General features: G+C 66.0%; 13 protein-coding genes. All 13 read left to right on the top strand.

The window, feature by feature from the left end; genetic code table 11:
* Positions 1-26 precede the first annotated feature (26 nt).
* The 13 genes from otnI to ACQR0Z_RS24035 all read left to right on the top strand — a co-directional run bounded on the left by otnI (position 27) and on the right by ACQR0Z_RS24035 (position 21,561).
* Positions 27-809: a 2-oxo-tetronate isomerase gene (otnI, locus tag ACQR0Z_RS23975; RefSeq protein WP_434920278.1), complete on the top strand. Its 783-nt coding sequence runs from the start codon at positions 27-29 to the stop codon at positions 807-809.
* Positions 806-2,080 (top strand): 3-oxo-tetronate kinase, encoded by a 1,275-nt coding sequence (gene otnK / locus ACQR0Z_RS23980; protein ID WP_434920279.1) that lies wholly within the window; start codon positions 806-808, stop codon positions 2,078-2,080. The genes otnI and otnK overlap by 4 nt, the downstream gene beginning before the upstream one ends.
* A gap of 250 nt (positions 2,081-2,330) precedes the next feature.
* On the top strand, positions 2,331-4,358 hold the full coding sequence (locus ACQR0Z_RS23985) for a methyl-accepting chemotaxis protein (protein WP_434920280.1): 2,028 nt from the start codon (positions 2,331-2,333) through the stop codon (positions 4,356-4,358).
* A 272-nt stretch (positions 4,359-4,630) separates the two neighbouring features.
* Positions 4,631-6,655 carry a methyl-accepting chemotaxis protein gene (locus ACQR0Z_RS23990; protein ID WP_434920281.1) on the top strand — a complete coding sequence of 675 codons (2,025 nt, stop codon included), beginning with the start codon at positions 4,631-4,633 and terminating at the stop codon, positions 6,653-6,655.
* Positions 6,656-6,914: 259 nt separating this feature from the next.
* A complete protein-coding gene (locus ACQR0Z_RS23995) occupies positions 6,915-8,939 on the top strand; it encodes a methyl-accepting chemotaxis protein (protein ID WP_434920533.1) in 2,025 nt (674 codons plus the stop codon).
* A 272-nt stretch (positions 8,940-9,211) separates the two neighbouring features.
* Entirely contained in the window at positions 9,212-10,918 is a 1,707-nt protein-coding gene (locus tag ACQR0Z_RS24000) for a methyl-accepting chemotaxis protein (protein WP_434920282.1), read from the top strand.
* A 287-nt stretch (positions 10,919-11,205) separates the two neighbouring features.
* Positions 11,206-12,912: a methyl-accepting chemotaxis protein gene (locus tag ACQR0Z_RS24005; protein WP_434920283.1), complete on the top strand. Its 1,707-nt coding sequence runs from the start codon at positions 11,206-11,208 to the stop codon at positions 12,910-12,912.
* Positions 12,913-13,151: 239 nt separating this feature from the next.
* Entirely contained in the window at positions 13,152-14,828 is a 1,677-nt protein-coding gene (locus ACQR0Z_RS24010) for a methyl-accepting chemotaxis protein (protein WP_434920534.1), read from the top strand.
* 229 nt (positions 14,829-15,057) lie between these two features.
* Positions 15,058-16,734: a methyl-accepting chemotaxis protein gene (locus ACQR0Z_RS24015; protein WP_434875308.1), complete on the top strand. Its 1,677-nt coding sequence runs from the start codon at positions 15,058-15,060 to the stop codon at positions 16,732-16,734.
* Between the two features lie 271 nt (positions 16,735-17,005).
* Complete coding sequence (locus ACQR0Z_RS24020; RefSeq protein ID WP_434920284.1) at positions 17,006-18,697, top strand: methyl-accepting chemotaxis protein; 1,692 nt, start codon at positions 17,006-17,008, stop codon at positions 18,695-18,697.
* A 298-nt stretch (positions 18,698-18,995) separates the two neighbouring features.
* Positions 18,996-19,961, top strand: coding sequence for an MBL fold metallo-hydrolase (locus ACQR0Z_RS24025; protein ID WP_434920285.1), 966 nt, complete (start codon positions 18,996-18,998; stop codon positions 19,959-19,961).
* A gap of 39 nt (positions 19,962-20,000) precedes the next feature.
* Positions 20,001-21,116, top strand: coding sequence for a tetratricopeptide repeat protein (locus ACQR0Z_RS24030; protein ID WP_434858318.1), 1,116 nt, complete (start codon positions 20,001-20,003; stop codon positions 21,114-21,116).
* Between the two features lie 106 nt (positions 21,117-21,222).
* Positions 21,223-21,561 carry a hypothetical protein gene (locus tag ACQR0Z_RS24035; protein ID WP_434858319.1) on the top strand — a complete coding sequence of 113 codons (339 nt, stop codon included), beginning with the start codon at positions 21,223-21,225 and terminating at the stop codon, positions 21,559-21,561.
* Positions 21,562-21,723: the final 162 nt, after the last annotated feature.

Consider the following 21,723-nt stretch of genomic DNA (forward strand, 5'->3'; position numbering starts at 1 on the left):
CAAGTAACAGCACGAGTTGTCACGCCATGCCGCGCTTTGCCGCCAATCTCTCGATGATGTTCACCGAGCATCCCTTCCTCGACCGCTTCGCGGCCGCCGCCAAGGCCGGCTTCACCGCGGTCGAGTTCCTGTTTCCCTATGATCATCCGGTCGAGGAGGTCGGCAAGCGCCTGCATGGCAACGGCCTGACGCAGGCGCTGTTCAACCTGCCGCCCGGCAATTGGGACGCCGGCGAGAAGGGCTTTGCGGCGCTGCCTCAGCGCTTCGACGATCTGAAAGCAAGCCTGGAGACGGCGCTGCCCTATGCCGAGGCGACCGGCGTGAAGCGGCTGCACATGATGGCCGGAATCGCCGACCGCCACGATGCGAAGGCGGTGGAGGCCTACTACAAATCGGTTGCCTGGGCGGCGGAGTTCTTCGCGCCGCATGGCCTCGACGTCGTGATCGAGCCGATCAATCCGCGCAACGTGCCGGGCTATTTTCTCAATGACTTCGGCTTTGCCCGCGATCTGATCCGCGAGCTGAAAATCCCCAATCTCAAGCTGCAGTTCGACATCTATCACTGCCAGATCATCCATGGCGACGTCACGATGCGGCTGCGCGAGATGATGGACATCACGGGCCATATCCAGATCGCCAGCATTCCCTCGCGCAACGAGCCCGACGGCGAGGAGCTGAACTATCCGTTCCTGTTCGGAGAGCTTGACCGGCTCGGCTATGCCGGCTTCGTCGGCTGCGAATACAATCCGCGCGGCCGCACCGAGGACGGGCTCGGCTGGTTCGAAGCCTACAAGGGAGTGAAGCCGTGACCTTGAAGCTCGGCTGCATCGCCGACGACTACACCGGCGCCTCCGACCTCGCCAACACGCTGACTCGGGCCGGCCTGAGCACCGTGCAGACCATCGGCGTGCCCGCCGCCGACCTCGCCTTGCCCGAGGTCGATGCGGTCGTGGTCTCGTTGAAGAGCCGCTCGATCGAGGCGTCGCTCGCGGTGGCCCGCTCGCGCGAGGCCGACGCTTGGCTGCGCGCGCGTGGCGCTGACCATGTCTTGTTCAAGATCTGCTCGACCTTCGACTCCACCGACGCCGGCAATATCGGTCCGGTCATGGACGCGCTGGCGGGTGATGCCGGTGACGGCATCGTGCTCGTGACCCCTGCGTTCCCCGAGACCAAGCGTACCGTCTATCAGGGCAATCTGTTCGTCGCCGGCGTGCCGTTGAATGAGAGCCCGCTGAAGGATCATCCGCTCAACCCGATGCATGACGCCAATCTGGTGCGCGTGCTCGCAAGGCAGAGCCGCCGCAAGATCGGCCTGGTCGATCTCGCCGCGGTGGTGCACGGACCCGAAGCGATCAGCCACCGCCTCGCCGAACTGGCGGGGCAGGGCATCGGCGCAGCCATCGTCGACGCCGTGTTCGACGCCGATCTGACCGCGATCGGCGCGGCGGCCTTGCAGCACAAGGTTTCGGTCGGTGCCTCCGGCATCGGGCTCGGGCTGGCGCGGGCGCTGGTCGAGGCCGGGCACGGGCCTGCGCATGGCCTCGGCCATCACCACGACGCGCCGGTCGGCGGCCTCGCGGCGTGCCTGGCCGGCAGCTGCTCGCAAGCCACTCTGCAGCAGATCGCGCAGGCCGAGACGATCATGCCGGTCTTGCATCTCGACGCCGCGGGCCTGGTCGCCGGCCCCGACGAGGCGCGGCGGGCGCTCGCCTGGGCGCGCGAGCGTATCGGCAAGGGCCCGGTGCTGATTGCCTCCAGCGCGACGCCGGATCAGGTCAGCGCGCTGCAGGCGAGGCACGGCCGCGAGGCCGCGGGGCACGCCATCGAACAGGCGATGGCCGATCTCGCGGAGGGACTGATCGAGGCCGGTGTGCGGCGGCTGATCGTCGCCGGCGGCGAGACCTCCGGCGCGGTCGTTGACCGGCTCAGGATTCCCGGCTTCCTCGTCGGGCCGGAGATCGCCGCGGGCGTCCCCGTGCTGCGCGCGATCGGCGCTCAGGGTGAGATGCTGCTGGCGCTGAAGTCCGGCAATTTCGGCGGACCAACATTCTTTGCCGACGCGCTGGGGTTGATGCGCTAGCGGTCGCATCGATGCGTTCCGGATTTCGGAACGCCGCGCCGGATCGCAAGGCCATCTGCATCATCCGTGAGCCCTCGAACGGTGCGGTCACATGCCGTGCCTCGATAAGCATCGGAGCGCACACAGAAAATGCAGAAGAATCTCGCGTGTGGAGCGCAAAGACACCCGTAAATTAACGGAGTAGAGGGACCTCACCTCTATACCACCCCTATGGGACCGCGGCGTGGTGGGTCCTTCTGTGGGTAGGGCAATGAAACTGAATCGGATCGGCTACAAACTCGGACTCGCCGGCGCCATCGGCGCCACGCTCGCGGTCGGCATGATCGCCAACCAGATGATGGCCGAGAGAGCCGTCGGCCAGGCCAACCAGCAGGCGGAGCGCGCGCGGCGCGTGGTCGAGAGCGTGTTGTCCGCCAGCATCAACATGCAGCAGACCCAGCTCGGCGGCCGCTCGGCGCGGCTGGCGCGGGCGACGACCGATGCCGAAAAGGCTGCCGCCGACATTCAGCAGTTCTCGACCGCGATGGTCGCCGACATCGACGCGGCCCTCACCAACGTCTCGACATCCGAGGATCGGGCCCGGCTGACCCGGCTCAAGGAGCTGATGACGAACTATGCCGCCGGTGCGGTCGATCTCGCCGAGGCGCAGAAGAAGCTGCTGACGCAGATCGAGAAGCGCAGCGCGGTGTCCAACGACTGGAACACCAGCCTGAAGGCGCTGCTCGCCTCGCCGGCGCTGCCGAACCTCGCTTTTCGCGAGCGGGTCGAGCGTCAGCTTCACGCCGCCGACGCCAAGCTGAACTACATGCGTTCGCAGGCGTGGCGCTTCGGCATGACCGGCGACGCCGCGACCATCGCGACCGTGAAGCAGACCGTGCCCGGGCTGAAGAGCTCGCTCACCGATGCGCGCATGCTGGCAGACGATCGCGAGGTCCAGGCCACGATCGTCAAGCTCAACGGACTCGCGTCCGACTTCGTCGCGGCGAATGACGAGGTGGTGAAGACCGAGGGGATCAAGGAAGCCGTGCTGCGCGACCGCACGCTGGTCTATCTCGGCGAGGCCGGCCAGCTGATGAATGCGGCGATCCAGGACGCCCGCGCGCGCAATGCCAAGGCCAGGTCCGACGCCGACCAGGTGGCCGCGCAGGCGAGCCGCATCACGCTGATCGTCGGTCTCGCCGTTCTGTTGTCGGTGATCGCATCGGTCGTGTTCTCGTTCCTCGGCATCGCGCGGCCGCTGACGCGGCTCAATGCGGCGCTCGGCGAGATGGCCCGCGGCCGTCTCGACATCGAGATCCCCGGCGCGACGCGCGGCGACGAGATCGGCGATCTCGCCAAGACCGTGACCGTCATCCAGAGCAATGCGGAGGAAAAGGCGCGCGCCGAGGCCGAGGAGAAGAACGCGCAGGACGCGGTCGCCGCGCGCCAGCGCAAGGCCGACATGCAGCGGCTGGCCGAGCAGTTCGAGGCCGCGGTCGGCGAGATCGTGAACACGGTGTCGTCGGCGTCGAGCCAGCTCGAACAGTCCGCGACGACCTTGACCCAGGCGGCGACGCGCTCGCAGGGCCTGACCACGGCGGTCGCCTCGGCATCCGAGGAAGCCACCACCAACGTGCAGTCGGTGGCGTCGGCGACCGAGCAGATGGCCTCGTCGGTGACCGAGATCAGCCGCCAGGTGCAGGAATCCGCGCGCATCGCCAACGATGCCGTCGGCCAGGCCCGCACCACCACCGGCCGCGTCAGCGAGCTGTCGAAAGCCGCGACGCGCATCGGCGACGTCGTCGAGCTCATCAACACCATCGCGGGCCAGACCAACCTGCTGGCGCTCAACGCCACCATCGAGGCGGCGCGCGCCGGCGATGCCGGCCGCGGCTTCGCGGTGGTTGCCTCCGAGGTCAAGGCGCTGGCCGAGCAGACCGCGAAGGCGACCGGCGAGATCGGCCAGCAGATCTCCAGCATCCAGGCCGCGACGCAGGAGTCGGTCGGCGCCATCAGGGAGATCTCCTCGACGATCGAGAAGCTCTCCGAAATCTCCTCGACCATCGCGGCGGCGGTCGAAGAGCAGGGCGCGGCGACGCAGGAAATCTCGCGCAACGTCCAGCAGGCCGCGCACGGCACCCAGCAGGTGTCGTCCAACATCGCCGATGTCGAGCGCGGCGCGGCCGAGACCGGCTCGGCCTCGGCGCAGGTGCTCGCGGCGGCGCAAGCATTGTCCGGCGACAGCAGCCGTCTCAAGCGGGAGGTCGCGAGCTTCCTCGGCTCGGTTCGGGCCGCGTAGTCCGGCGCATCGAAGCATTTAACCGAATGACAAAGGCCGGGGCACCACCCCGGCCTTTGCTTTGTCTGACGTGGCCGATACGCCCGTAATTGTCCGTGCTTCGCGTCAATCTGCCGCAGCAGTCCACTCGGTTTCCCGTAAATGCCCGGACGGCGGCGTTAAGCTTTTCCCTACACGCGAGTTCCAATTTGCCAATGTTAAACTTGTGCACATTGGCGCAGCGTCCTCGCTCTCGACCAGGTTTCGGCAGCGCCTCAGCGGAAAAGCGAACAATGAAGTTCAATCGCATCGGATATAAGCTGGGGCTCGCCGGTCTGGCCGGCATGCTGCTGGCGATCGCGGCCCTGGTCAATCAGCAGATGTCGCAGAGCGTGGTCGATGAGGCCACCCGAAATTCGGACCGTCAGCTCGCGATCCGCAAGCTCGCTTTGACCGCGGATGCCGACCTGCGCAGCCTGCAGCTCGCCAATCGTGGCGTGCGGCTGGCGCGCAGCACGGCCGAGGTCGATAAGCTCCTGGATGACGAACACAAGATCGAGACGCGTTTGAGGACGGGTCTCGAAACGGCGCAGACCACTGCGGTCCGCCCGGTCAGCAAGGAGCGCTTCGGCAAGGTCCTCGCGCTCACGGCCGACTACCAGAAGGGCGCCGAGGAGATTGTCCGTATGCAGAAGGAGCTCATCGCGACCAACGCGCTGCGCGACACGCAGGCGGCCGACTGGATCAAGCAGTTCGATCTGCTGATCAAGCTGCCCGCGCTGAAGGAAGCCGCCGACGCGATGGCGCTCGAGCGCGACCTGCATGAGCTCAACACCGCAGGCACCGCGATCCGCACCAATGCCTGGCGCTATCTGGCCACGGGCGACGTGAAGTCCAAGGACGGCATGATCGCCCGTGCCAAGGAGCTCGATCAGAGCTTCGTTCAGATCATCGCGAGGGTGCCGCCGGCGGTGAAGCCGGAAATCGAGAAGCTGCGCGTCGATCTCAAGGCCTACATTGAGTCGTCGACCAAGGCAGCCTCGCTCGAAGAAGCCAAGACGAAGCTGCTGACTGAGAAGATGTTCCCGGTTGCCGACGAGGCCGGCAAGCTGATGACCGAGGCCGTTCAGGCCGCCGACAAGTTCTCGAAGGAAGCGAAGGAGCAGGCGCAGGCGGCGGAGGAGAGCGCGTCGCGCATCAACCTCGCGCTCTCGGTGGTCCTCGTGCTCGTGCTCGTCGGCTCCGTGACGTTCGGCTTCCTCGGCATTTCCCGTCCGATCGTCGCGCTCAACGGCGCGCTCGGCCGCATGGCGTCCGGCGATCTCGACATCCAGATCCCCGGTGCCAGCCGCGGCGACGAGGTCGGCGACATGGCCAAGAACGTCGTGATCATCCGCGAGAATGCCGAGGCCAAGGCGCGGGCTGAGGCCGAGCAGAAGGCCCAGGCGGATGCGATCGCCGCGGAGCAGCGCAAGCGCGACATGCACAATCTGGCTGACTCGTTCGAACGTTCGGTCGGCCAGATCATCGAGACCGTCTCCTCGGCCTCGACCGAGCTGGAGGCCTCCGCGGGCTCGCTGACCCATACCGCCGAACGCTCGCAGCAGATGGCCGTGACCGTCGCGGCGGCCTCGGAGCAGGCGTCCACCAACGTCCAGTCGGTCGCCTCGGCGACCGAGGAGCTGTCGTCCTCGGTCAACGAGATCAGCCGCCAGGTGCAGGAATCGGCCCGCATGGCCACCGAGGCCGTTAGCCAGGCGCGTCAGACCAATGATCAGGTCAGCGAGCTGTCGAAGGCTGCTGCGCGGATCGGCGACGTCGTCGAGCTGATCAACACCATTGCCGGACAGACCAACCTGCTCGCGCTGAACGCGACCATCGAGGCGGCGCGCGCCGGCGAGGCCGGCAAGGGCTTCGCCGTCGTCGCCACCGAGGTGAAGGCGCTGGCCGAGCAGACCTCGAAGGCGACCGGCGAGATCGGCCAGCAGATCGCCAGCATCCAGGCCGCGACGCAGGAGTCGGTGAACGCGATCCGGACCATCTCGGGCACCATCGAGCGGCTGTCGGAGATCTCGTCGACGATCGCGGCCGCGGTCGAAGAGCAGGGCGCGGCGACGCAGGAGATCTCCCGCAACGTCCAGCAGGCCGCGCAGGGCACCCAGCAGGTCTCGTCCAACATCACCGAAGTGCAGCGCGGCGCCAGCGAGACCGGCACCGCCTCCTCGCAGGTGCTGTCGGCGGCGCAGACGCTGTCGACCGACAGCAACCGTCTGAAGCTCGAAGTCAGCCGCTTCCTGCAGACGGTGCGCGCCGCGTAAGCCAGCCGGCTTCGTCACGGCACTCGAGATCCAAGCGGCCGCAGGCGAAAGCCTGCAGCCGCTGTCGTTTGGCGGCGAGTGCGGACTGAGTCCTGGATGCCTTGCGCGCCGGTCGCTCGGGCTGTCCGCAATTCTACGGACCCCTTACTTAAGTCTTTCTAGAACTCTGAATTCGAAATTAGTTCCCGACGGGAACATTTTTTCTGCGGACGGAAACGGACTTTCCAGCCACAGAGTTCAGAAGGCAGTTGACCACATGATGAAGCTCAATCGCATCGGCTACAAATTGGGGGCGGCCGGACTTGCGGGCGTACTCCTCTCCATCGGCATGTTGTTCAATCAGCAATCGGGGCAGAGTGCGGTCGAAGCGGCGATCAAGGCGGCCGAGACGCAGAATACGATCCGCAAGAACGTGCTGATGACGGATGCGGATCTGCGCAATCTGCAGCTTGCGAACCGCGGCGTGCGCATGTCAAAGACCGCCGCCGAGGTCGACGGCTTTCTGAACGAGGAGCAGCAGGCCGTCGCCAAGATCGGCAAGAATCTCGACACAGCCATCGCGCTCGCGCAACGGCCGGAAAACAAGGAGAGGCTCGGCAAGATCAAGTCTCGTGTGCTGGACTACATGCAGGCCGCCGAGGACTTGGCCCGGTTGCAGAAGCAGGTGCTGTCGATGCAGGAGGCCCGCAACGTCGTCTCCGGCGATTGGCGCAAGCAGATCGATGCGCTGCTCGGATCTACCGTGGTGAAGAACGCCGCGGAGGGGGCCGAGATCGAGAAACATGTCTATGCCGCCGACTCCGCGATGACCTCGGTACGCGCCGCGGCGTGGCGCTTTGCAGCCACCGGCGAGCCCGCGCTCAAGGATGAGATCACCAAGCGTTTGAAGATGGCCGGCGACGAATTGGCGTCGGTGTCTCCGAAGCTGCCGGCATCGGCTCAGGCCGATATCGAAAGGCTGCGCGGTCTGCTCAAGAGCTATGGCGACTCGGTGGCGCAGACGGTCGCCGCGGAGGAAAACAAGAACAAGAGCGTGCTGGAAAAGGCGCGCCCTGCTGCAGCCGAGGCCTCCAAGCTGATGGCCGAGGCCATCGCGTCGGCCGAGAAGCTCGCCGCCGAAGCCAAATCCTCGGCCGATACGGAGCTCGAAAGCGCGGGCCGGCTGGCGCTGCTGCTGTCCGGCGTGATGCTGCTCGTGCTGGCAGGCTCGGTCGCCTTCGGCTTCCTGGGCGTGGCCCGCCCGATCACGCGCCTCGACGGCGCGCTCGGCCGGATGGCCTCGGGCGACATCAATATCAGCATTCCCGGCTCCAACCGCGGCGACGAGATCGGCGACATGGCCAAGAACGTTGTCGTGATCCGCGAGAATGCCGAAGCCAAGGCACGCGAGGAGGCCGAAGCCAAGGCCATCGCCGACCACAAGGCGGCCGAGCAGCGCAAGCGCGACATGTATCAGCTCGCCGATGCCTTCGAGGCGTCGGTCGGCCAGATCATCGGCACCGTGTCATCCGCCTCGCACGAGCTCGAAGCTTCGGCGAAGACGTTGACCTCGACAGCCGAGCGCTCGCAGCAACTCGCCATCACCGTGGCCTCGGCGTCGGAGGAAGCGTCCACCAACGTGGCGTCGGTGGCGTCCGCGACCGAGGAGCTGTCGTCCTCCGTCACCGAGATCAGCCGCCAGGTGCAGGAATCCGCGCGCATGGCGGTCGGCGCCGTCGAGGAGGCGCGTCGCACCAACGAGCAGGTCAGCGAGCTGTCCAAGGCCGCCGCGCGCATCGGCGATGTCGTCGAGCTGATCAACACCATCGCCGGCCAGACCAACCTGCTGGCGCTCAACGCCACCATCGAGGCGGCGCGCGCGGGCGAAGCGGGCCGCGGCTTTGCGGTCGTCGCCACCGAGGTGAAGGCGCTGGCGGAGCAGACCTCGAAGGCCACCGGCGAGATCGGTCAGCAGATCGCCGGCATCCAGGCCGCGACCCAGGAATCGGTCAACGCGATCCGGGCGATCTCCGGCACGATCGAGAAGCTGTCGGAAATCTCGTCGGCCATCGCGGCGGCGGTCGAGGAGCAGGGCGCGGCGACGCAGGAGATTGCGCGCAACGTGCAGCAGGCGGCAGCCGGCACCGAGCAGGTCTCGTCCAACATCACCGACGTGCAGCGCGGCGCGACCGAGACAGGATCAGCCTCCTCGCAGGTGCTGTCCGCGGCGCAGATGCTGTCCGGTGACAGCAGCCGCCTCAAGACGGAAGTCGAGCGCTTCCTGGGGACGGTGCGGGCGGCTTGATCAAAGCGCGCCTGCGATGATGCGAAGGGCGTGGCCACTGGCCGCGCCCTTTTTATTTTGAGCCGAGCTCGTAGCGGACCGCTGCTCCGGCGCGACACGTGTGGCTCCTCTGGAGCTCCGTATTCTCCCGGAGGGAGTCCTACGGATCACAGTTAATACAATCGTCGTGGTGATCGAGAGACATTGACCGGGTTCCGCCAATGATGCCGGTGAGCGCTTTTCTTGCGGCTAGACAGCCGTTGCAGCGACTCATGGCTCTGATGAGGTCTTCGATGTCGCTGTTGTCCCGCTTTCGCGTTCTCACCAAGATTCTTGCCATCGTCGTGTTGATGGCGGCCGTCGCCGGCATCATCAGCTGGTTCGCCATCAGCGCGCTGGAGAACGTTGCCGAAGGCGCTGCCGCAATGAAATCCGCGGCTAATCGCGCCCTGATGGCCGCGCGCGTCAACCAGAACGTGGTTGCATTGAATCGCGCTGAATTCCGCGCGGCGCTCGATCCCCGTTCGGAAAACCGCGAGGCGGCACTCAAGGCCGTAGAGGAGCAGCGCAAGCTGTTCCTCGAGCGCCTCGATGAGGTCGCCAAGACCAAGGACGATCAGGCGCGCGCGATGATCCCCGACGTCCGCGTACTGTACGACGAATACGTCAAGAGCATGGAGGAGACCTTCCGCGTCGTCACCGCAGCCAAGGACATGCAGCTCAACGAGCAGACCGAGAGAATGCGCGATGCCGCGATGAAGAGCCGCGCCAATTCCGAGAAGCTGCAGTTCAAGGTCGCCGAGGTCGCCAACCGGTTGAATGCGCGCGTCGAGAATCTCGCCAAGGCGGCCGAGGAGGAGTACGAGAAGACCGCGCGCATGCTGGTCACGGTGGCGCTCGTCGGCATCGCGCTCGGCCTGACGCTGGGTTTCGTCATCGGTCAATACGGCATTGCCAAGCCGATGCGGGCGCTGGTCGCCGTGCTGCAGCGCATGGCCAAGGGCGAAGAGGTTGCAATCTCCGGCGAGGGACGCGGCGACGAGATCGGTGAGACCGCCCAGGCTGTCAACGAGATCAAGATCATGCTGGCCGAGAAGGCGAAGCAGGAGGCCGAGGCTAAGGTCGCCATGGACAAGATGATGGCCGAGAAGCGCCGCGCCGAGATGCACCAGATGGCCAACGGCTTCGAGCAGGCCGTCGGCCAGATCGTCGACACCGTCTCGCATGCCTCGACCGAGCTCGAAGCGTCAGCGACCTCGCTGAGCTCGACGGCGTCGCGCTCGCAGACGCTGGCGACCACCGTCGCCGCCGCATCCGAGGAAGCCTCGACCAACGTTCAGTCGGTTGCGTCCGCGACCGAGGAGATGTCATCCTCCGTCAGCGAAATCAGTCGCCAGGTGCAGGAATCCGCGCGCATCGCGAGCGATGCCGTCGATCAGGCGCGCCGCACCAATGAGCGGGTCGGCGAATTGTCGAAGGCGGCAACGCGCATCGGCGACGTCGTCGAGCTGATCAATACGATCGCCGGCCAGACCAATCTGCTGGCACTCAACGCCACCATCGAGGCGGCGCGCGCCGGCGAAGCCGGCCGCGGCTTCGCGGTTGTCGCTTCCGAAGTGAAGGCGCTCGCCGAACAGACGGCCAAGGCCACCGGCGAGATCGGCCAGCAGATCGGGAGCATCCAGGCGGCGACCCAGGAGTCTGTCGGTGCCATCAGGGAGATTTCCGGCACCATCGAGAAGCTGTCTGAAATCTCCTCGGCCATCGCCGCGGCGGTCGAGGAGCAGGGTGCTGCAACGCAGGAGATCTCGCGCAACATCCAGCAGGCCGCGATCGGCACGCAGCAGGTGTCGGCGAACATCGCCGAGGTCAGGCGCGGGGCCGGCGACACCGGCTCGGCCTCGTCGCAAGTGCTGTCGGCCGCGCAGATGCTGTCGAGCGACAGCAATCGTCTGAAGCTCGAGGTCGGCCGCTTCCTGGAGACGGTGCGCGCCGCCTGATCGCCAGGACGTCGGCATTCCTTCAACGAAGGGCGTGGCCACCGGCGACGCCCTTCGTTCTTCGAGCAGCTTGCGAGTACCGCCCAGGCGGACGCCATCGAGCGTCGTTCGCGCTCCCCGCGGTTTCCCGGACGGAATTCTACGGCGCGCAATTTTAATCAATTTACGGTGCGCGCGACATCAGACTGGCTCGGTTCCACATCCGCCGATGGTGCCGGATAGACGCGTGTTGGCACGGTTCGACCGTTCCTTGTCTGCCGCATCAGAGAGCTCCGACGAGGTCATCGATGTCGCTCCTGTCCCGCTTTCGCGTGCTCACCAAGATCCTCGCCATCGTCGTGCTGATGGCCGCCGTCGCCGGCACGATCAGCTGGTTCGCCATTGGCGCACTTGAATCGGTCGCAGAGGGCGCCCTTGCGATGAAGGCCGCGGCCAACCGTGCGCTGCTGGCCGCCCGCGCCAATCAGAACGTCATCGCACTCAACCGTGCCGAATTCCGTGCCGCGATCGACCCGCGCAATGAGAACCGCGAAGCCGCGCTGAAGGTCGTCGAGGAGCAGCGCAAGCTGTTCGCCGAGCGCCTCGACGAGGTCGCCAAGACCAAGGACGATCAGGCCCGCGCCATGATCCCCGATGTCCGCGCGCTCTACGAGGAGTACGTCAAGGGCATGGAGGAGACGTTCCGCGTCATCACCGCCGCCAAGGACATGCAGCTCAACGAGCAGACCGAAAAGATGCGCGACGCTGCGATGAAGAGCCGCGCCAATTCCGAGAAGCTGCAATTCAAGATCCGCGATGTGGCGGACCGCCTGAACGCACGCGTCGACAATCTCGCCAAGGCGGCTGACGAGCAGTATCAGCAGACCTCGCGCATGCTGATCATCGTCGCGGGTCTCGGCATCGTGATGGGCCTCGTGCTCGGCTTCGTCATCGGCCAGTACGGCATCGCCAAGCCGATGCGGGCGCTGGTCGCCGTGCTGCAACGCATGGCCAAGGGCGAGGATGTCGCGATCTCCGGCGAGGGGCGCGGCGACGAGATCGGCGAGACCGCGCAGGCCGTGAACGCGATCAAGGTCATGTTGGCCGAGAAGGCGAAGCAGGAGGCCGAAGCCAAGATCGCGATGGACAAGATGATGGCCGAGAAGCGCCGCGCCGAGATGCACCAGATGGCCGATGGCTTCGAGCAGGCGGTCGGGCAGATCGTCGGCACCGTGTCGCATGCCTCGACTGAACTGGAAGCCTCGGCGACCTCACTGAGTTCGACCGCCGCGCGCTCGCAGACGCTGGCGACGACGGTCGCTGCCGCGTCGGAGGAAGCCTCGACCAACGTGCAATCGGTCGCGTCGGCCACGGAGGAGATGGCCTCTTCCGTCAGCGAGATCAGCCGGCAGGTACAGGAATCCGCACGCATGGCGAGCGATGCCGTCGAGCAGGCGCGCCGCACCAACGATCGCGTCGGAGAACTGTCGAAAGCGGCAGGCCGTATCGGCGACGTCGTCGAGCTGATCAACGCCATCGCCGGCCAGACGAACCTCTTGGCGCTCAATGCCACCATCGAAGCGGCGCGCGCCGGCGAGGCGGGACGCGGCTTCGCGGTCGTCGCCTCGGAGGTCAAGGCGCTCGCCGAGCAGACTGCGAAAGCGACCGGCGAGATCGGCCAGCAGATCGGCAGCATCCAGTCGGCGACCCAGGAGTCCGTCGGCGCCATCCGGGAAATCTCCGGCACCATCGAAAGGCTGTCGGAGATTTCCTCGGCGATCGCCGCCGCCGTCGAAGAGCAGGGTGCCGCAACCCAGGAGATCTCGCGCAACATCCAGCAGGCGTCGATCGGCACCCAGCAGGTGTCGTCGAACATCGCCGAGGTGCAGCGCGGCGCCAGCGAGACCGGCACGGCCTCGTCACAGGTGCTCTCGGCCGCGCAGATGCTGTCCGGCGACAGCAACCGGCTGAAGGTCGAGGTCGATCGCTTCCTCGATACGGTACGCGCGGCCTGATCGCCGCGCGCGCCTTTGGTTGTGGCCGGCTGAGCGACCGCGAGGTCGTGCACCGCTCTGCACCTTCTCGGGCTTAAATCGGAACTAATTCAGTTCCATACCGGAGAACTACGACCTCGAATGTTAATGATCGTTTTAATGCCTTCTGGCCAATTGTTCGTAGTTCCCAGTCAACCGTCGCTGCCTGCCGATCGCAGGGGCTTCCAACGCCTCAGAGGACTCGTATGCTCTCGTTCCTGATGAACATGAAGACGTCGCGCAAGCTCGCCGCCGGCTTCCTCCTGACGATCATCGTCTCGGTCGTCGCCAGCTTCATCACCTGGCAGAACCTGAGCACGCTGGCGCAGAACAACGCCTGGACCGTTCACACCTATCAGGTCATCGACCAGACCAAGGCGCTGGTCTCCGCGATGGTCGACGCCGAAACCGGCGTGCGCGGCTTCCTGGTCGGCGGCACCGACAATTTCCTCGAGCCCTACAAGAACTCCGACGCCGCCTTCAAGAAGGCGCTGACCGAGGTGAAGCAACTGACCTCCGACAATCCGGCGCAAGGACGCCGTTTCGACGAGATCGCGAAGGCCGCCGCCGGCTGGCGCCAGGACGTGGCCGAGAAAGAGATCGCGCTGATGCGCAATCCGCAGACGGTGCAGGAGGCGCGCAACCTCGAATCCTCCGGCGCCGGCAAGAAGTACATGGACGGCCTGCGCGCCCTGGTGAAGGAGGTCATCGACGCCGAAGCCTCGCTGCTGCAGACGCGCGCCGACGCAGCCGACGCCGCTCTGGCCTCGTCGAAGACGGCGATCATGACCGGCGGCATCGTCATGGCTCTGATCGCGGTGCTCTCGCTGCTCGTGATGAATTCAGCCGTGACGCGCGGCATCACCAGCATGACCGCGGCGATGGGACGGCTGGCCAACAATGATCTCAGCGTCGAGATTCCCTATTCCGATCGCCGCGACGAAGTGGGCGAGATGGCCCGGGCCGTGCAGATCTTCAAGGACAACGCGATCCGTGTCCAGGCGCTCGAGGCCGAGCAGAAGGAGACCGAGCGTCGGCAGGCCGAGAACCGCCGCCGCGACATGATGGATCTCGCCGGCCGCTTCGAGCAGACCGTCGGCGACATCGTCAATGCCGTGTCCACCGCGTCGGGCCGGCTGGAAGGCTCCGCCAACACGCTGCGCCGCTCCGCGGAGCGGTCTCAGGAGCTGGCCACCACGGTGAGCTCGGCCTCGGAGCTCGCGTCGAGCAACGTGCAGTCGGTCGCTTCCGCGACCGAGGAGCTGTCCTCGTCGGTCACTGAAATCAGCCGCCAGGTGCAGGAATCCGCACGCATGGCCAATGAAGCCGTGAGCCAGGCGCGGCGCACCAACGAGCAGGTCAGCGAACTGTCCAAGGCCGCCGCGCGGATCGGCGACGTGGTCGAGCTGATCAACACCATCGCCGGCCAGACCAACCTGCTGGCGCTCAACGCCACCATCGAGGCGGCGCGCGCCGGCGAGGCCGGCCGCGGCTTCGCGGTCGTCGCCACCGAGGTCAAGGCGCTGGCCGAGCAGACCTCCAAGGCGACCGGCGAGATCGGCCAGCAGATCTCCGGCATCCAGAGCGCCACTCAGGAGTCGGTCGGCGCCATCAAGGAAATCTCCGGTACCATCGAGCGGCTGTCGGAGATCGCCTCGACCATCGCCGCCGCGGTCGAGGAGCAGGGCGCCGCGACCCAGGAGATTTCGCGCAATGTCCAGCATGCCTCGCAGGGCACCAAGGACGTCTCGACCAACATCATCGAGGTGCAACGCGGCGCCAGCGACACCGGGTCGGCCTCGTCGGAGGTGCTGACCGCGGCGCAGGCGCTGTCGTCCGACAGCAACCGGCTGAAGTCCGAGGTGAGCCGCTTCCTCGACACCGTGCGCGCCGCCTAAGCTCAACTCCCAACTTTCGACAGCAGGGCGTGGCCGCAAGGCCGCGCCCTTTTGCTGTTTGCCGGCAGCTCGCCGGCCCCGACCCATGCGCTCATCGCAGAGGACCCGTGATTTAGCGGGCGTGCCGGGCGATCTTTAACCTACATTAATTCCAAATCGGAGAATGTTCGCACCGTTACAACTTTTTGTTCATCGATATGGAACCTATAACGTGCTCAGCAATCTTCGCATGGTTTTCAAGGTCGGTCTGATCGCTCTTTTGATGGGCGCGGCGATGATCGGCCTGGTCAGCTACATGTCCAGCCAGATGTCGGCCATCGACTTGGCCTATACTGACGTCGTGAAGCGCGTCGATGCTTCAACGGTGCTGCTGGTGCGCACCAGCCGCCGCGCCGAGACCTATCGCGCATCGGCCTTCGAGTTGCTCACGGAGACCACCCCGGCCGGCAATGCGCGCCTGCTCAAGGCGTCGCAGGAGACCGCGAAGCAGGTCGTGGATGCGCTGACGAAGCTGAAGACCGATCTGCCGGAGAAGGCGGCGGGGATCGGCAAGACGGCCGACCTGTTCAACAAGGCGTTCGCCGCATGCGGCCCGGGAATTCAGGCGGCGGCCGCCGCCGATACATTGGAGCTCAACGCCAAGGCCGCCGAGAAGCTGCGCGGCGAATGCAGCGCCGATCTGAAGATCGCCGTCGATCAGGTCCTCGAAGTCGCCCGCGAGGCGATCGAGTTCTCGGAAGCCAAGGCGCGCGAGCAGCATGACAGCGTCATCGCGGGCACGCGCACCACGCTGATCATGGCGGTCATCGCGACCATCCTGGCGATCGGCGCGGCGCTCGCAGCCGGCGTGTTCGGGATTGCCCGGCCGATGCAGGCGCTCGCCGAGGTGCTGCAGCAGATGGCGCGTGGCGAGTCGCCGGCGATGGTCGGCCTCGCGCGCAAGGACGAGATCGGCGACACCGCGCGCGCCGTCGAGGGCGTCGGCAAGATGCTCGCCGAAAAGGCCCGCCTGGAGGCCGAGGCCAAGGTCGAGCAGGATAAGAAGGCCGCGCAGCAGCGCCGGGCCGACATGCAGAGGCTGGCCGACAGCTTCGAGGCTGCCGTCGGCGAGATCATCGAGACGGTCTCGTCGGCATCGACCCAGCTCGAATCCTCCGCCACGTCGCTGTCGTCGAGCGCGGGCCGTTCCAGGCAACTGGCCACCACGGTCGCAGCCGCCTCCGAGGAAGCCTCCACCAACGTGCAGTCGGTGGCGTCGGCGACCGAGCAGCTGTCGTCGTCGGTGACCGAGATCAGCCGCCAGGTGCAACAGTCGGCGCGGATGGCGGGCGAGGCCGTTGGTCAGGCCCGCTCGACCACCGATCGCGTCGGCGAGCTGTCGAAGGCCGCGACCCGCATCGGCGATGTCGTCGAACTGATCAACACCATCGCCGGCCAGACCAACCTGCTGGCGCTCAATGCCACCATCGAAGCGGCACGCGCCGGCGAGGCCGGTCGCGGCTTTGCCGTGGTCGCTTCCGAGGTGAAGGCGCTTGCCGAGCAGACCGCCAAGGCCACCGGCGAGATCGGTCAGCAGATCGGCAGCATTCAGTCGGCCACCCAGGACTCCGTCAGCGCCATTCGCGAGATCTCCGTCACGATCGAGCGGCTGTCGGAAATCTCATCGACCATTGCGGCCGCCGTGGAAGAGCAGGGCGCGGCGACCCAGGAAATCGCCCGCAACGTGCAGCAGGCCGCGGCCGGCACCGGCGAAGTGTCTTCCAACGTCGTCGAGGTGCAGCGTGGCGCGACCGAGACCGGCAGTGCCTCGTCGCAGGTGCTCTCGGCGGCGAAGTCGCTGTCGGCCGATAGCAGCCGTCTCAAGCTCGAGGTCTCACGCTTCCTGCAAACCGTTCGCGCTGCGTGATCGCGACGCGAGTCCGCACGGATCCGTCACGTCGGGAACGGCGGCAGCACCCTGGTTGCCGCCGTTTTTCGTGGATCGGGGTCAGGAGGAACAAGCGAACGACACAACCTGTGCATTTGGATCAAAAGCTCCGTAGTTGCCCGGTTGTGCCACTTTATTCTGAGTTAATCAAAGACAGGGACAATTGTCCCATAGCGACCCGAATTATTAGTCATGCCAGCGCCGGTGTGACCCTCTCGGCCATCATCGTCGATTGAAAGCCCCATCCGCCATGCGTAAGAACTTGCCTGTCACCAACGTCGAGTATCCGATTTCCGATGACACCCTGATCGTGTCGAAGACCGACACCAAGGGCAAGCTGACGTTCTTCAACGAGGATTTCGTCAAGGCCGCCGGCTTCACCGAGGCCGAGCTGATGGGCCAGCCGCACAACATCGTGCGTCATCCCGACATGCCGCCGGAGGCGTTCGACAATCTCTGGACCACGCTGAAGGCTCGGCGTCCCTGGGTCGGCGCGGTCAAGAACCGGCGCAAGAACGGCGACTATTATTGGGTGCTGGCGACGGCGTCGCCGATCTGCAAGGACGGCCAGGTGGTCGGCTACACGTCGGTCCGGACCAAGCTGCCGGCCGATCAGCGCGCCGAGGCCGAGCAGGTCTATGCGGCGATCCGTGAGAAGAAGCCGCACAATTATCGGATCGATGACGGCGTTGTCCGCCGCCGCTCGATGTTCGATCACCTCGCGATGTTCACTGGCACGATCGCGTCGCGGCTGCGGACCCTGGTCGGTCTGCAGACGGTGTTCCTCGTCGTGCTCGGCGCGATTTCGTTCGGCGAGGGCGGACTCGGCGGCATGAGCGCCGCTGCGATCGCTGCGGCCGGCGTCGTGCTGTGCGGTTTTATCGGCATGCGCACGATGAACGTGATCACCGGCCCGCTCGATCATCTCAACGAGACCATGGAGAGCATCACGCAGGGCAAGCTCGACACCCGCATGCGCATCGATCGCGACGACGAGATCGGCCGTGCCCTGCGCAATCTGCAGACGGTTCAGACCATGGTTCGCTTCAACGCCCGCGAGCTGAAGGAGCAGGAACAGCGCGCCACGGTGCAGCGAAAGCAGGAGATGGCGAACCTCGCTGAAAGCTTCGAAGGCGCCATCGGCAACATCGTCGAGACCGTCTCGTCAGCCTCGAGCGAGCTGGAAAGCTCGGCGAACTCGCTGTCGGGGACCGCGATGCGCGGGCAGGAGCTGTCGACCACGGTCGCTGCGGCCTCCGAGGAAGCGTCGGCGAACGTCCAGGCGGTCGCGTCGGCGACCGAGGAGCTGACCTCGTCGGTGAAGGAGATCAGCCGTCAGGTGCAGGAGTCCGCGCGCATCGCCTCCGACGCCGTCGAGCAGGCGCGCCGCACCAATGACCGCGTCGGCGAACTGTCGAAGGCCGCGACCCGCATCGGCGACGTCGTCGAACTCATCAACACCATCGCCGGCCAGACCAATCTGCTGGCGCTCAACGCGACCATCGAGGCCGCGCGCGCCGGCGAGGCCGGCCGCGGCTTCGCCGTCGTCGCCTCCGAGGTCAAGGCGCTGGCCGAGCAGACCGCCAAGGCCACCGGCGAGATCGGCCAGCAGATTTCCGGCATTCAGGGCGCGACCCAGGAATCGGTCAGCGCCATCAGGGAGATTTCGTCCACGATCGAACGGCTGTCGGAGATTGCCGCGACCGTGGCGGCCGCGGTCGAGGAGCAGGGCGCAGCCACCGCGGAGATCTCGCGCAACATCCAGCATGCCGCCACGGGCACGCAGGAGGTCTCCTCCAACATCACCCAGGTGCAGCGCGGCGCCACCGAGACCGGCGACACGTCGAACCAGGTCCTGACCGCGGCGCGCCAGCTCTCCGGCGACAGCCATAAGCTCAAGCAGGAAGTCAGTCGCTTCCTACAGTCGGTGCGGGCCGCCTGATGTGGTGGCGAGGGGCGCCATCAGGCGCACCCAAGTACGCTGATCGAACAGTCGCCGCACCGGCTCGGGGCACTCGCAGCCGTGTAGCGCTGTTTGTTGCGCTGCATTGCGACCGAGTCGCATGGGGCGGTCGCAACGTGGCAATTTGTCTACACTCTGTTTACCAACCAGAAAGATCCTGCTGGCGCCATAATCCCGCTAAGGTGCAAAGGTTCCTTGCAATCGACACTAGTTCAACCAGCGGTATTGAGTTGTGGTGAGTCGTGTGAAAGCGTACGGACCCTCGAGAAGGTCCGTCGTGCTGGGAGCAGTAACAGCCGCGGCAGCGTTTGGGCTCGACGCGGCTCTCGCCGTCGCCGCTGCCAAGCCGCGCCGTCGCACCGTCGACCCCGAGCGCGGCTACCGACGGATCATGGTCGGCGAGGCCGAGGTGGTCGCGCTGTATGACGGCATCTGGGAGAAGCCGCATGACGCGGGCTTCTTCAGCAATGCCAGCATCGACGACGTCAAGGGCGCGCTGCGCGCTGCAGGTCTGAGCCCCGCCTTTATTCCCGTTCCCATCTCGACCTTCGTCGTCCGGCTGAAGGGCAAGACGGTGCTGTGCGATGCCGGCGGCGGCGGCCAGGTTCAGGGCTACAATTCCGACGCGGTCTTCGTCTCGGGTCAGATGCTCAGCAATCTCAGGGCGGCCGGTCTCCGACGCGAAGATATCGACACCATCCTGATCTCGCATTTCCATCCCGATCACATCTTCGGACTGATGATCGAAGACACCAACACGCCGGTGTTTCCCAACGCCGAGATCATCGTCGCCGCGGCCGAATACAGCTTCTGGACAGATCCGTCGAAGACGGCCCGTCTGCCGCCCTGGAGACAGGCGCTGGCGCGCCGCATCCAGGGCGTGATCCCGAGCTGGAAGAACGTGTTGCCGGTAGAGGGCGAGGACGAGGTGGTGCCGGGGATCCGCTTTGTCAGCGTTCCCGGTCACACGCCCGGCCACACCGCATTCCACCTCAGCTCCGGCCAGGAGCAATTGATGATGTCCGGCGACACGGCCTATGTGCCGGCGTTCAGCCTGCGCCATCCCGAATGGCATGGCGCTTATGACCAGGACGGCCCGGCGGCGGAGGTCAGCCGGCGCAAATTGCTCGATCGAGTTGTTTCAGAAAAGATGTTGATTTGTGGATCGCATTTTCCGTGGGGCGGCTTCGGCCACCTCACCCGCGATGGCGCCCATTATGCGCTCGACCTCTTGCCCGTGTGATCCCGCCGCGAGCGCGGGGGAAGGACGCGGCACCTCGCCATGAAGAGCCATTACGAGGTGCTCGGCATTTCGCCGCGCGCCAGCCTCGACACGATCAAGCGGGCTTTTCGCCAGGCCGCGAAGGAGAACCATCCCGATCTCGTCGGCGACGGCGACGCTGCGGCCGAGCAAAAGCTCAAGATGATCATCGTGGCCTACAAGGTGCTGCGCGATCCCGACCTTCGCGCCGAATACGATGCCTTTCTCGCGCATGAGCGCGAAACGGCGCGGCGCGAGCGCTGGGATGCGATCCTGCAGTTCACGGCGGCGACGGCCGTTCTCAGCGCTGTGCTGATCGGGCTGGAGATCCTGTTCGTGCCTTCGCTCGGCGACTTCCTGAGCAGGCCGCAGCCGACGCGTTCTGTCACTCTCGATCAGCCACCGCAACCCAAGGCCGAGCCGCAGCGCGAGGCGGGCAGCCCGCCGGCATCGCCACCTGCGGTGCGGGATGAGCTCAGTGCTGCGCCGTCGGCGCAGCCTGAGGCCGTTGCAGCGGCGTCGCCGCCACCGGCAGATGTCGAGGTCGCAGAGCCGGTCGCGCCGGCAACGCCGATGAGCGCAAGCGAGTTGCTGGAGCGCGCCCTGGCCCGGAGCCGGCAGGGCGATCTTGAACTCGCCGTCGCGGATTTCGACGAGGTCGTTCGGCTCGTACCGCGCAATACCGACGTCTACCGCTATCGCGCTGAGGCTCTGGTGCGCATGGGCCGCATCGACCGGGGATTGGACGACTACGACCGGGCCATCCGGCTCGACCCGAAAAATCCTCTGCTTCTCCGTGATCGCGCGCTCGCGCTGCAGAAGCGCGGCGATCTCGACGAAGCCCTGGTCGATCTCGATCGTGCGGTGCGCATGAGCTTCAGTGACGCCGAGCTTTACAGCGATCGCGGCGCCGTGTGGCTCGCCAAGGGACGCTATGACCGGGCACTCGCCGACTTCAATCAGGCGCTGAAGCTCAATCCCGATCTCCCGCTCGCGGCCATGCGCCGCAAGGAAGCCATAGCGCGCAAGCGGGAGCATCGGCACGCCGACGATGATCGCCCATCACCCGCCGCGGCGGAAGCCGAGACCACGGGGACTCTGCCACCCGACTCCGCGTCCAAGGCGGCCCCCCGCTGAGCCGCGCCATCACGAACCCGCGGCGCGCAGATCCAATGCGCGCCACAGTTCGTTTGCCGCATGCGGTCCTCGGTCATCCGGGCTCGCAGGACCGCGGAAACATGCCATGAGTGTCTATGTCTCGATGACCGGCTTTCGCCCGAAAAGTGGAGCGAGCCGTCTTGCCCGATTCTGGTGGCATACGCTGTGGTCGCTACGGCAGGCACGCGCCGCGGCCGGCAACCTCAGCGTCGAGGTCCGGCCCGTGGCCGGTCTCTATCATACGCTGACGGTCTGGTCCGACGAGACCAGCATGCGGACTTATGTCCGCAGCGGCGCGCATCGCCGCGCGATGATGAACGTTCGTGACCTCGGCAGCGGCAAGACGCTCGGCTTCGCGGCGGACACCGCGCCTGACTGGGACACGGCCTATGCACGATGGCAGCGCGAGGCGCGGGAGGTGTAGTTGAGGGCTGATCGCTTCCCAAGAACGTCATTCCGGGGCAATCGTCATGCGCTCAAAGCGCATGGCGATTGAACCCGGAATCTCGAGCTTGTTGAGGACAGGCGCAAAACAATCTCGAGATTCCGGGTTCAAGGCCTTCGGCCTTGCCCCGGAATGACGGTG

Origin of the sequence: Bradyrhizobium sp. HKCCYLS3077, from assembly GCF_051167555.1 — a bacterium.
Taxonomy (GTDB): Bacteria; Pseudomonadota; Alphaproteobacteria; order Rhizobiales; family Xanthobacteraceae; genus Bradyrhizobium.

Coding starts and splice junctions, on each gene's coding strand:
- ACQR0Z_RS24020 (WP_434920284.1), top strand. CDS start 17,006: ATGCGTAAGAACTTGCCTGTCACCAACGTCGAGTATCCGATTTCCGAT.
- ACQR0Z_RS24010 (WP_434920534.1), top strand. CDS start 13,152: ATGAACATGAAGACGTCGCGCAAGCTCGCCGCCGGCTTCCTCCTGACG.
- ACQR0Z_RS24000 (WP_434920282.1), top strand. CDS start 9,212: ATGTCGCTGTTGTCCCGCTTTCGCGTTCTCACCAAGATTCTTGCCATC.
- otnI (WP_434920278.1), top strand. CDS start 27: ATGCCGCGCTTTGCCGCCAATCTCTCGATGATGTTCACCGAGCATCCC.
- ACQR0Z_RS24035 (WP_434858319.1), top strand. CDS start 21,223: ATGAGTGTCTATGTCTCGATGACCGGCTTTCGCCCGAAAAGTGGAGCG.
- ACQR0Z_RS23990 (WP_434920281.1), top strand. CDS start 4,631: ATGAAGTTCAATCGCATCGGATATAAGCTGGGGCTCGCCGGTCTGGCC.
- ACQR0Z_RS24015 (WP_434875308.1), top strand. CDS start 15,058: ATGGTTTTCAAGGTCGGTCTGATCGCTCTTTTGATGGGCGCGGCGATG.
- ACQR0Z_RS24005 (WP_434920283.1), top strand. CDS start 11,206: ATGTCGCTCCTGTCCCGCTTTCGCGTGCTCACCAAGATCCTCGCCATC.
- ACQR0Z_RS23995 (WP_434920533.1), top strand. CDS start 6,915: ATGAAGCTCAATCGCATCGGCTACAAATTGGGGGCGGCCGGACTTGCG.
- ACQR0Z_RS24030 (WP_434858318.1), top strand. CDS start 20,001: ATGAAGAGCCATTACGAGGTGCTCGGCATTTCGCCGCGCGCCAGCCTC.
- ACQR0Z_RS23985 (WP_434920280.1), top strand. CDS start 2,331: ATGAAACTGAATCGGATCGGCTACAAACTCGGACTCGCCGGCGCCATC.